At 37.9% G+C, this 11,788-nt stretch carries 10 protein-coding genes; 9 read left to right on the forward strand and 1 reads right to left on the reverse strand.

Annotation, left to right across the window (positions count from 1 at the left end):
* Window positions 1-320: 320 nt before the first annotated feature.
* The 8 genes from lpdA to GJU39_RS19650 all read left to right on the forward strand — a co-directional run bounded on the left by lpdA (window position 321) and on the right by GJU39_RS19650 (window position 8,532).
* Window positions 321-1,709 (forward strand): dihydrolipoyl dehydrogenase, encoded by a 1,389-nt coding sequence (gene lpdA / locus GJU39_RS19615; RefSeq protein ID WP_154282702.1) that lies wholly within the window; start codon window positions 321-323, stop codon window positions 1,707-1,709.
* 132 nt (window positions 1,710-1,841) lie between these two features.
* The gene (locus tag GJU39_RS19620; RefSeq protein WP_154282703.1) at window positions 1,842-2,681 is read left to right on the forward strand and encodes an MBL fold metallo-hydrolase; all 840 of its coding nucleotides are present in this window, start codon (window positions 1,842-1,844) and stop codon (window positions 2,679-2,681) included.
* Window position 2,682: 1 nt separating this feature from the next.
* Window positions 2,683-3,246 (forward strand): GNAT family N-acetyltransferase, encoded by a 564-nt coding sequence (locus GJU39_RS19625; RefSeq protein WP_154282704.1) that lies wholly within the window; start codon window positions 2,683-2,685, stop codon window positions 3,244-3,246.
* Window positions 3,247-3,342: 96 nt separating this feature from the next.
* A complete protein-coding gene (locus GJU39_RS19630) occupies window positions 3,343-3,702 on the forward strand; it encodes a hypothetical protein (protein ID WP_154282705.1) in 360 nt (119 codons plus the stop codon).
* Between the two features lie 177 nt (window positions 3,703-3,879).
* The gene (locus tag GJU39_RS19635) at window positions 3,880-4,407 is read left to right on the forward strand and encodes a ferritin (protein WP_154282706.1); all 528 of its coding nucleotides are present in this window, start codon (window positions 3,880-3,882) and stop codon (window positions 4,405-4,407) included.
* 704 nt (window positions 4,408-5,111) lie between these two features.
* Window positions 5,112-6,560 (forward strand): circularly permuted type 2 ATP-grasp protein, encoded by a 1,449-nt coding sequence (locus GJU39_RS19640; protein WP_154282711.1) that lies wholly within the window; start codon window positions 5,112-5,114, stop codon window positions 6,558-6,560.
* Between the two features lie 10 nt (window positions 6,561-6,570).
* A complete protein-coding gene (locus GJU39_RS19645) occupies window positions 6,571-7,506 on the forward strand; it encodes an alpha-E domain-containing protein (RefSeq protein WP_154282707.1) in 936 nt (311 codons plus the stop codon).
* A 39-nt stretch (window positions 7,507-7,545) separates the two neighbouring features.
* Window positions 7,546-8,532, forward strand: coding sequence for a transglutaminase family protein (locus GJU39_RS19650; RefSeq protein WP_154282708.1), 987 nt, complete (start codon window positions 7,546-7,548; stop codon window positions 8,530-8,532).
* Window positions 8,533-8,609: 77 nt separating this feature from the next.
* Here GJU39_RS19650 and GJU39_RS19655 read toward each other — a convergent pair whose 3' ends face one another.
* On the reverse strand, window positions 8,610-9,935 hold the full coding sequence (locus GJU39_RS19655; RefSeq protein ID WP_154282709.1) for a MutS-related protein: 1,326 nt from the start codon (window positions 9,933-9,935) through the stop codon (window positions 8,610-8,612).
* Window positions 9,936-10,108: 173 nt separating this feature from the next.
* On the opposite strand from GJU39_RS19655, the gene asnS reads away from it, so the two are divergent.
* On the forward strand, window positions 10,109-11,557 hold the full coding sequence (gene asnS / locus GJU39_RS19660; protein ID WP_154282710.1) for an asparagine--tRNA ligase: 1,449 nt from the start codon (window positions 10,109-10,111) through the stop codon (window positions 11,555-11,557).
* Window positions 11,558-11,788: the final 231 nt, after the last annotated feature.

The raw sequence follows: 11,788 nt of genomic DNA on the forward strand, positions 1-11,788 counted from the left end.
TTTTAGAGATTTTACACTACTATCGAAATAATCACCGCATCAATTAACATTTTTTTTTTAGTTTTGGCAGTTGTTGAGCAGGTAAATGCACTCAGCACCTGTAATGTCAAAGCATAAAATGCAGCGATGAGATTAATCTGTGCAAACAGAGACTCCTTTAACAGAAGATTACATAGTAAACGACGAAGCAATTAAAAACAAATCTCTTTATAATAGATATGAACCGTCCATAATTAAATCACAATTTCAATTGAAAGGGAACAATGATTTTAATTATGGTAAGCTCCATCTGACAGATTAATAAAAACAAAAAGAAACAGATGAATTACGATGTTATTGTTTTAGGCAGCGGCCCGGGTGGCTACGTAGCTGCAATCAGAGCTTCTCAATTAGGACTTAAAGTTGCAATTGTGGAGCGCGAATCACTTGGCGGTATTTGTTTAAACTGGGGCTGTATTCCTACAAAAGCCCTTTTAAAAAGCGCTCAGGTATTCGAATATATTAACCATGCGGCAGAATATGGCATCACTACCGCCGAAGCTACAGCAGATTTTGCAGCAGTGGTAAAACGCAGTCGCGGTGTTGCAGACGGAATGAGTAAAGGTGTTCAGTTTCTGATGAAGAAAAACAAGATCGATGTGATCATGGGCACTGGCAAAGTAAAGCCGGGTAACAAATTAGAAGTAAAAGGTGCTGATGGTTCTCAACAAGAACTAACCGCTAAAAATATCATCATTGCTACCGGCGCTCGTTCAAGAGAGCTTCCAAATTTGAAGCAAGACGGCAAAAAAATTATCGGCTATCGCCAGGCCATGGTACTTCCTGAACAACCAAAAAGTATGGTTGTGGTTGGTTCTGGTGCAATTGGTGTTGAATTCGCTTATTTCTATGCTACCATGGGAACGAAAGTAACCATCGTTGAGTTTATGGAAAACGTGGTTCCGGTTGAAGATGAAGATATTTCTAAGCAATTGCTTCGTAGCTTGAAAAAAGTAGGTATCGATGTCATGACATCAGCAAGTGTGGAAGCTGTTGATACTGCCGGTGCTGGCTGTAAAGTTTCAGTAAAAACAGCTTCAGGCATGCAAACCATCGAAGCTGATATCGTTCTTTCGGCAGCTGGTATTGTTGCGAACATCGAAAACATCGGCCTGGAAGAAACAGGCATCAAAACTGAAAAAGGCAAAATTGTTACGGATGAGTTCTACAATACCTCTGTAAAAGGTTATTATGCTATCGGTGATGTAGTAGGCGGACAAGCGCTTGCTCACGTAGCTTCTGCAGAAGGTATTATTTGTGTAGAAAAAATTGCTGGTCAGCATGCTGAACCTTTAGATTATAATAACATCCCGGGATGTACCTATTGCACCCCTGAAATTGCTTCTGTAGGTTATACAGAAAAAGCAGCAAAAGCCGCTGGTTACGAATTGAAAATTGGTAAGTTCCCTTTCTCTGCCTCAGGTAAAGCAAGTGCTGCCGGTGCTAAAGACGGTTTTGTAAAATTGATCTTCGACGCTAAATACGGTGAATTATTAGGCGCACACATGATCGGTACAAATGTTACCGAGATGATTGCTGAAATTGTTGTTGCGCGTAAATTAGAAACAACCGGACATGAAATGATTAAATCTGTTCACCCACACCCCACCATGAGCGAAGCCATTATGGAAGCTGCCGCTGATGCTTACGGAGAAGTGATCCATTTGTAAGTCCAGAGTCTTTAGTCTTTAGTCTTTAGTCAAAACATGAAAACCCTTTAGTTAGTGCTAAAGGGTTTTTGTATTTTTAAAAATTGATAGCCAACACGCATCTTGATACTAATACCTGATACTAGAACAAAAATGAAACTTCACACCATTAATACAGGCCTTTTTAAATTAGACGGAGGCGCCATGTTTGGCGTTGTACCTAAAGCCATCTGGCAAAAAACCAATCCGGCTGATGCCAACAATTTATGCACGTGGGCAATGCGCTGTTTGCTTATTGAAGAAGGAAATCAGTTGATACTGGTGGATACGGGGATTGGAAATAAGCAGGATGAGAAATTTTTTAGTCACTATTATTTGCATGGCGATGATACGATGGAAAAATCTTTAGCCTCATTAGGATTTCATCCATCAGATATAACAGACGTTTTCCTGACGCATTTACATTTTGATCACGTTGGCGGGGCGGTAATCAGAGAACAGGATAAGTTGGCACCAGCCTTTAAAAATGCAACTTACTGGAGCAACCAAAAGCATTGGCAATGGGCAACCGAACCTAACGCAAGGGAAAAAGCATCATTTTTAAAAGAAAACATATTGCCTATTCGAGAAAGCGGGCAGCTTAAATTTGTAGAAGAAGTAGAAAATACCGAATGGCAAAAGGACATCAACATCAGCTTTGCCTACGGACATACGGATGCCATGATGCTCCCGAAACTTAGTTACAAGAACAAAACGCTCGTTTACATGGCAGATCTTTTACCTTCTGTTGGTCATTTGCCCCTCCCCTATGTAATGGCTTATGATATGTTTCCCCTAAAAACCTTAACAGAAAAGCAGGCATTTTTAGAAGAAGCAGTCGATAAAGGTTATGTCTTATACCTGGAACACGATCCTGTTAACGAATGCTGCACCCTGCAACGAACAGAAAAAGGGATTCGTGTGGCTGAAACATTTAACTTAAGCGATTTGTAAGATGATCCGCGAAGCAAAACCTTCTGATGCGGAGCATGTTGTGCCGCTGATTATCCAGGCCATGGGCGATCTGGCCCCAAAGTTTGCCCATGCTGAAGAACCTGAAGTAATCAATAATCTATTTCAACACTTTTTCAAATTAAAAGACAATCAGTATAGTTTCGAAAACACCTTAGTATACGAAGAAAACGAAAACATCCTCGGCAGTATCAATGCCTATGATGGCGCTAAGCTCGCGGTGCTTCGTGAACCTTTTTTAGCATACTTAAATATCAACAGCAGTTCAGACTTAAATGATTCAGAGCAGGAAACAGAAAGCGGAGAATTCTACATTGATACCGTAAGTGTTAAGCCCGAAGCACAGGGTAAAGGTATTGGGAAGCTCCTAATTCTTGCCGTTATCAACCGGGCGAAAGAACTAAATCACCATCGTGCCGGTCTCCTGGTTGAAGTGAATAACCCCGGGGCTTTAAAACTATATCAAAATATAGGCTTCAGGATTAAAAACGAGAAAACCTTTATGGGTGGAAAATATCATCATATGTTGTTTGTGATCAATGAGTGATAGAACCCTCCAATCAATTCTCATCTCTGCGCCATTAAATAATTTATTTTAAATTTTATTTGTATTTAATCTAAATAATGACAATTTTTGTTTCCGATGGAAAAAGCGTGTATCGATATTAATGAATTAATTAACGTGTTCTCAAACAATGAAGGTGCTGTTTATCAATCTGATAAATTAAACTGCTTTTATGTTGATTTTGGCGGTAAATTTGCCCGCTACAATTGCTTATCACTTCAAAAGTTAAAGAAAGTAGTTGAGGAAATTGACATTGAAGCATTACTGTTAAACACCCAAAGAGCCGATTTCGAATTGGTTACTTTTAACGGTTGCGAACACATCTATTTATTAAGCGCACTGGAAATTATCTCACTAAAAGATTTATTACAGGGAACTTTTACCATGTTTAAGTTAAACCACATGGTAAACGATTGTTTATTCAGACTGGTTTACTAAGCCACATAAAAACAGATTAGTCATCTGTCGGTCATACAACCGCTGGTTTTATCCCTTTATTTAAACTCATTATAAATACTTACCTATCAACAATTTAGACTAATTTCATATAGCAAATAATTTACAAAGGAGAACAAATTGATGTTACATTTGTATTGTTATTAAAGCACAGCAATTATGAAAGATTTAATGCGTATTAAATGTTTAATATCTCAGGATATTGAAACACTTTTAAATCAGCAGATTAAAAAAGAGGCTCACTCCTCATCCCTATATTTATCAATGGCATCCTGGTGTAATCAAAATGGTTACGACTTCTCAGCAGATTATTTCACTAAACAATCTGAAGAAGAAAGAGCACATCAACTCAAGTTATTCAAATACGTGTTAGACATGGGCGGAAATGCGATCTCTCCAGAAGTAACAGGTATTAAATCAGATTTTGCAGGTTTCAGAGAAGTATTTGAAGATGCTTTAGAAGCAGAAATTGCCATTACTCAAAGTTTTAAAAATTTAGCTTCAAGATGTTTAAAGGAACAGGATTTCGTTACTATGGAATTCTTGAACTGGTTCCTGAAAGAACAACGTGAAGAAGAATACAAAGCCCGCCGTGCATTAGAACTATTCGAAGTAATTGGCGAAGAAGGAACAGGAAGATGGGAAATTGACAAACATGTTAATGACATCAGCTATTCTGAAGACTAGTTAATAACTAACAAAACATATATTGAAAGCTATCTCGATGAAAATCAAGGTAGCTTTTTTTGTTTCACCAAATTTCAAGTGAACTAGCTTTCGAAGCTACCATTCGTTTAACTCACTGATTCGCCTAAATTACTTACACCCAGCCATGGAAGTTTTATTTTTTATACAGCTTCATTTTTAGACTCCGGGGATAATCAATGCTTTATCCTTACCCAAGTCCACCTATTTTCATTGTCATAAGCCATAGATTACAGGAGAGCATAACCTAATCCGGTAGGTATCTTTTAAAAATTCACCTTTTCAGGAAGGCATTGCTTGTACGATAATCAAAAAAGCTTAAAATTTTCAAAAAAGAAAGCTTCCAAGGTTGCGCCAGGGAAGCTTCTTTTAGTTTAGGTTGTTTAGTTTATGTTGATTATGAATAAGTCTCTTAAGTTTTGTAAAAAAAGCGCCGTTGCCAGCGCTTTTTTTAAACCAAATATATAATAATAATTAACGAGCAATACAAAAGTAGCATTTTTAATCATAAAAACAACACTAATCCCTAAAAAAGTACAATTAATTTCATTAAAAAATTAAAAAACATATAATTATTTGATTTAATTAAAATATTTAACGTGAAAGATGATAATAATCAGGTTTTAAAATTAAAAAAATTGATTATTTATATTAAAAAAGTTATTTTAAGAGAATATTTAAGAAGTATGATAGATAATTTTATAAAAAACTACTCCAATCACCCAAAAACATATGATGAAATGTTTTTAAATGGCGATAATTACCGAAATCACTATCAAAATTTCATTAATAATTTCTCTAAAGAGTCACTCGACAATTTAAATAAGAAAGAGGAACTCGCTAAAAAACTTTTTATGAGTCAGGGCATTACTTTCACTGTTTATGATAGTGGCGAAGGTATCGAGAAAATCTTCCCGTTTGATATGATCCCAAGAATTATTACTTCAACCGAATGGGCATTCATTGAAGAGGGAATCAAACAAAGATTAAAAGCTTTGAACCTGTTCTTGAAAGATGTGTACAGTAACCAGTTTATCCTTAAAGATCAAATCGTACCCATCAATGTGATTTATTCTTGTCCGCACTTTTTACGGGAAATGCATAATGTGAATGTATTGCACGATATCTATATCCATATTGCAGGGATTGATTTGATTCGGGATCATGATGGTACCTTTTATGTACTGGAAGATAATCTCCGCACACCATCAGGCGTAAGTTATATGCTGGAGAACCGCGAAATTACCAAAAGGCTCTTTCCTGATCTCATCCCACAGTGTGGCGTAAGAAGTGTAACAGAATATCCTTCCATATTATATAAAAATTTAATGGCACTTTCGCTAAGGGCAGTCTCCAACCCTACCATCGTGCTGCTTAGTCCGGGAATGTATAACTCAGCTTATTATGAACATACCACGTTGGCGCGGTTAATGGGTGTTGAACTGGTAGAAGGACGGGATTTGGTCGTCAAAAACCAGAAGGTATTTATGAAAACCACAACTGGACTACAGCAGGTGGATGTAATTTATCGTCGTGTTGATGATGACTACCTTGATCCCCTGGTTTTTAACCCCAATAGTGTTTTGGGCGTGGCTGGTTTAATGGGCGCTTACCGCAAAGGTAACGTTGCCATTGTAAACGCCGTTGGAAATGGTGTTGCCGACGATAAAGCGGTTTACACTTACGTTCCTGATATGATTAAATATTACCTGAATGAAGAACCCATTCTAAAAAATGTACCCACCTATCAATTAAGTAATCCAGACGAACTTGATTACGTTTTTGCAAACATCAATACCATGGTTGTGAAGAAAACCAATGGAAGTGGCGGTTATGGTATGTTAATGGGACATGCTGCAACAGAACAGGAGACTGAAGCCTATAAAATCGAGATTTTGAAAGATCCGAGAAATTTTATTGCCCAGCCAACCATCAGCCTTTCATCCGCACCATGTTTCATTAATGGAAAACTGGCGCCACGAAGAATAGATCTTCGCCCGTTTGCTTTAAACGGACCAGATGGAATTTCGATTGTTCCGGGCGGGTTAACACGAGTAGCCCTCAAAGAAGGTTCGCTGGTGGTAAACAGCTCGCAAGGCGGTGGCAGCAAAGATACCTGGGTTTTAACTTCTTAGAATACTATATATGTTAAGTAGAGTGGCATCAAGCCTATATTGGTTAAGCAGATACGTAGAGCGTAGCGATGGGATGTTGCGCATGTTAAAAATTAATTATGCCTCCTCTCAGGATAGCATCCAGGAATTTACCTGGAAACCGGTAATCCGGATTTTCTCCTCAGATGATGAGAATGAGCTCCTTAATATTCAACACGATAGCAGGGCTGTGATTGAATATTTGCTTTTGAATAAGGATAACCCGAATTCTATTTTAAATATTGTAACGCTGTCGCGGGAAAATGCCCGAAGTGTTCAGGAACATATCCCAAAAGACCTTTGGCAATGTTTAAATGAATATTACCACACGGTGAAAGACGAGAAGCTTTTGTGGTACGTACAGGAAGACGATCCTATTAATGCGCTGGATATCCTCATCAAACAGGTTATGCTTTATCACGGAACAGCCGACAGCACCATGGAGCGGGGAGAAAGCAGGAGTTTTATGAAAATTGGTAAACATTTAGAACGGAGCATTCAATCTATAGATATTCTGGATATCAAGTTTAGTTCCATTAGTACCAATCCGGATTTACTGACCGATATTGCCTATTGGAAACACTTATTGCTTTCATTAGGTGGCTACGAGCTATATCTTAAAACTTACCGGCAGGGTTTCGATGCTAAAAATATTATTGAGCTGGTTATGCTCAATAACGATTTTCCACGTTCAGCGCTGTATTCTATGCACAATATTGAGCGCTATTTCGGCAGGTTAAAGAGTGAAAGCAACATTGAAGATTACAATAATTTATCGTTCAAAATAGGAAGGCTTAAAAGCATGATCACCTATAGTTCGGTCAATACCATGGCAGATGATCAGCTCCATCACTATCTAACTGATATTAAAACAGAACTTTTTGGCATTGGCAATTTGCTCAATGAATATTATTTCGCGAACTCCTAAAATGCCAGCTGCTTCCATTAAAAACAAACCCAACCTAAGATGCCAATTTTCAAAATAAAACACATCACCAATTACAAGTATGAATCGCCGGTTCGCGATAGCGCCAATCAGATCATTTTGTTCCCCATTAAAGATGATTTCCAGAAAGTGGTTAAACACGATTTAAATATCTCCGGAAGCCCGGAAATTGAAATTTTTATCGATTACTATGGCAATGAAGTGGGCACGTTTACCCAAAATGAACCACACAACCAGTTAAAAATCTTTTCGAAGGTTTGCGTAGAGACTTTTCCAAAACCACTACCGCAAGATGATATGTTTAGCAGTGAACAATGGAATAGTCTTGCTGCCATCAAATTCGAAGTTCCTTATATAGACTTCCTTCGGCAAGAATCTTTTGAAGGCATTATTCAATTAAAAGATACTGCCCTTCAAATTAAAACAAGTGAAGACACACCGTACCAAACGGCCATTAAATACTGTGCACATGTATTTAATGAATACGAATACATTAAAGGAATTACAGCTGTGGATACTACTATTGATGAAATTTTAAAACTCAAGGCAGGCGTTTGTCAGGATTTTGCACATGTTTTAACCGCAATGCTTCGGCTTACGGGAATTCCGGCCCGGTATGTAAGTGGTTACATTTGTCCGAATCGCGATGGGATGCGGGGTGAAGGTGCAACCCACGCCTGGGCCGAGGCTTTTCTACCAGAATATGGCTGGCTGGGTTTGGACCCTACGAATAACTGTATTGCCAATGAAAATCATGTTCGCCTGGCAGTAGGAAGGAATTTCACCAATTGTTCCCCTGTAAAAGGCGTTTACAAAGGTGGCTTTGAGCACATTATGGAAGTGAATGTTTCCGTTGGTTACAATGATGATGATTTTAGTGATAACGAAAATTATTTCCAGCCAAAAGAGGTGAATTATTCAAAACCTTCAGGCATCGCGACAGCTCATGTAAGAAAGCAAAATAGCTACCAGCAATATATGGAGGCGATGCAGCAGCAGCAGCAGTAGGCCGTTTTTGGTTGACAGCTATCAGTTCGCAGTTTTCAGTGGGCGTTTACAGTTAGCCTAGGATAAGCACATATTGATTACACTTTCCTGTTTTCCAGAATTTGGATAATGCTTTCATTTTCAATAATCCACATGCCTATCCTTTCATCAGTGATCCCATCCATAAGCTTGTAAGTAAACACAGGCTTATGGTCGGCCATTTTGGTAAAAAGATATTTAAACATAATATTTTCATTTTGCTTTAGACTTTCAGCAACTTCTACAATATGAGTAGATATAATAAAGCGGCAGTCGGCAATTTTAGAAAATGCCTGTGTAATTGATAACGAACCATCGAAGGCATCTTTCACATTTGTTCCCCGAAAAAGTTCATCAAAAATAACGAAGATGTTCTTTTTATTTTTAATAACTTCTGCTACATGCTTTACCCTTAAAACCTCATTATAAAAATGACTGTAACCTGCGTTCAGGTTATCTGGTAAGTTAATGGTTGAAATTAACCCCTGCCCGATTCCGGTTTCCATGAATTGTGCCGGAACCGGAAGACCTACATGTGCCAGAAATATAGCAACGCCAATGGATTTTAAAAAAGTAGATTTCCCGGCCATATTACTTCCAGTAAGGAAACAAACATTTTTATCCTCGGAAAAAGAAACATCGTTAGCAACGGGAGCATCCAGAAAAGGATGAAAAACACCTTTTATATGGATCAGATCGGAATTAGTGGTTACGGTTGGCAGTATTAAATTATGCTTTCTGGCTGCCAAAACGATAGCATAAAAAGCATCTATCTTATAGGTTACATTTAAAAGTTGTTTAATTGTTTTGTATGCTTTTCCTCGAAAAATAAAATCAAGTTGTTCCAGTTCAAAAAGCGTTAATTTTCTTTGCGGATGCTGAACCAGCTCTTTGAACAGATCATTTTCATCTAAAATGGCTATAACCTCATCAAACTCAACAACTAAATCAGGCCTTGTAGAATCAAGACCGGCAAACAACTCATTTAATTTTCTGCATAGATTGAGCAGAGATTTAATTCCTTTTTCTTTAAGATAGTAGGTTTGATTAGGCGTAAAAAAATAACTGACGGAATTAATCAAGGCATTTATGGGTGAATAATATTTGACTTTATCATTTAACCGTAAATAACCTTCAACGAAATCCATATTCGTACGATCAAGCGCTAAACTTCCGCTATAATCAAACAAGTACCTGATTAGTTCCTGCCGGTGATGGATTACCTTAATATTAGTAGTGGGCGACCGAAAAAGCTGCATCAATTCTTCGTTGCCTTTAATAGTGTTAGTAAAATTGAATAACGAAAACACACTTTTATTTAAACCGGGCGAATCGAAAATATTAAGATCAGTTAAGGTTTGTTTATCTATATCAAATTTATGCATGAGCAGGTAAATCAGGAGCAGTTATTATCATTGAACAAATAAGCCAATTTAAAACTGTATTTTCATATTTCAGCCGATGTTTTAATAAATTCAAACTGCTAATTATTTGAAGCTAAGAATTTCAAGAAATCTAAATCTAAATCATTATTTTTGCGCCTTTTACAAATAACAATATGATTAAGAGACAGCAAATTAAAGATTTATTACAATCGACTGCATTTGGCACAGAAGTAACGGTTATGGGATGGGTAAGAACTTTCCGCAATAATCAGTTTATCGCTTTAAATGATGGAAGTTGCATGAGCAATATCCAGGTAGTAATCGATTTTAATAATTTACCAGATGAGCTGTTGAAAAGAATCACCACTGGCGCGGCCATCTCTGCAACCGGAAGCTTAGTAGAATCTTTAGGTAAAGGACAAACAGTTGAGATTAAGGCAACTGGGGTAGAAATTTTAGGTGATAGCGATCCTGAAAAATTTCCTTTACAACCTAAAAAACACAGTTTAGAGTTTTTACGTGAAATTGCGCACCTGCGTTTCCGTACAAACACGTTCAACGCAGTTTTTAAAGTTAGACATGCCCTGGCATTTGCCATTCATCAATTTTATAACGAACGCGGCTTTGTTTACATGCACACGCCCGTAATTACAGCCAGTGATGCCGAAGGTGCCGGCGAAATGTTTAAAGTAACCACCCTCGATTTTGACAATACGCCCCGCACCGAAGATGGAAAAGTAGATTTCTCGCAGGATTTCTTTGCCCGTGCCACTAACTTAACCGTTTCCGGACAACTGGAAGGTGAACTGGCAGCTATGGCTTTTGGGAAGATTTATACATTTGGTCCGACATTCAGGGCTGAAAACTCCAATACCACCCGCCACTTAGCAGAATTCTGGATGGTTGAACCTGAATTTGCTTTCGCAGATTTAGAGGATAACATGCAGCTTGCAGAAGACATGATGAAGTATGTTATTAAATATGCTTTAGATCACTGCAAAGATGAATTGGAATTCTTAAACAGTCGTTTAGCGGAAGAGGATAAACAAAAACCTCAAAACGAACGCAGTGAACTTACCTTGTTAGAGAAATTAGATTTCTGTTTAAAGAATGATTTTGAGCGCTTAACCTACACAGAAGCGATTAGAATTTTAAAATCTTCCAAGCCTAACCAGAAGAAACAATTTAAATATTTAATTGATGAGTGGGGAGCTGATTTACAAAGCGAGCACGAACGCTTCCTGGTTGAAAAGCACTTTAAAAAACCGGTAATTTTAACAGATTACCCTGCAGATATTAAATCGTTCTACATGCGCCAGAATGAACCAGATGCTGAAGGCAGACAAACAGTTGCTGCAATGGATATTCTGTTTCCGGGGATTGGTGAAATGATTGGCGGTTCTCAGCGCGAAGAACGTTTAGACCGTTTAACAAAGAGAATGGAAGAGTTAAACATTCCGCAGGATGAGCTTTGGTGGTATTTAGATACGCGCCGTTTTGGAACTGCACCGCATGCTGGTTTCGGCCTTGGTTTTGAACGTTTAGTATTGTTCGTAACCGGAATGACCAATATCCGTGATGTAATTGCTTTTCCTAGATTCCCGAAAAACGCAGAGTTTTAATGGTGAAAGCGGAAAGCGGAAAGCGAAAAGCGAAAAGCGAAAAGCGAAAAGCATAGAGACAGCCGTTCGAATAAATTCGAACGGTTTTTTCATTTTAGCGATTAAGGAAATTAACCACAGATATGCAGGATAAACACAGATCAGGTTTGTAGAAGAGATTGTAAAATGAACTGTGTCAGTTAAGGAATTAAGAATTTGATTTTTTAACTTTATGATACAGATTATGAGTGA

Source organism: Pedobacter petrophilus (assembly GCF_009674725.1).
Taxonomy (GTDB): domain Bacteria; phylum Bacteroidota; class Bacteroidia; order Sphingobacteriales; family Sphingobacteriaceae; genus Pedobacter; species Pedobacter petrophilus.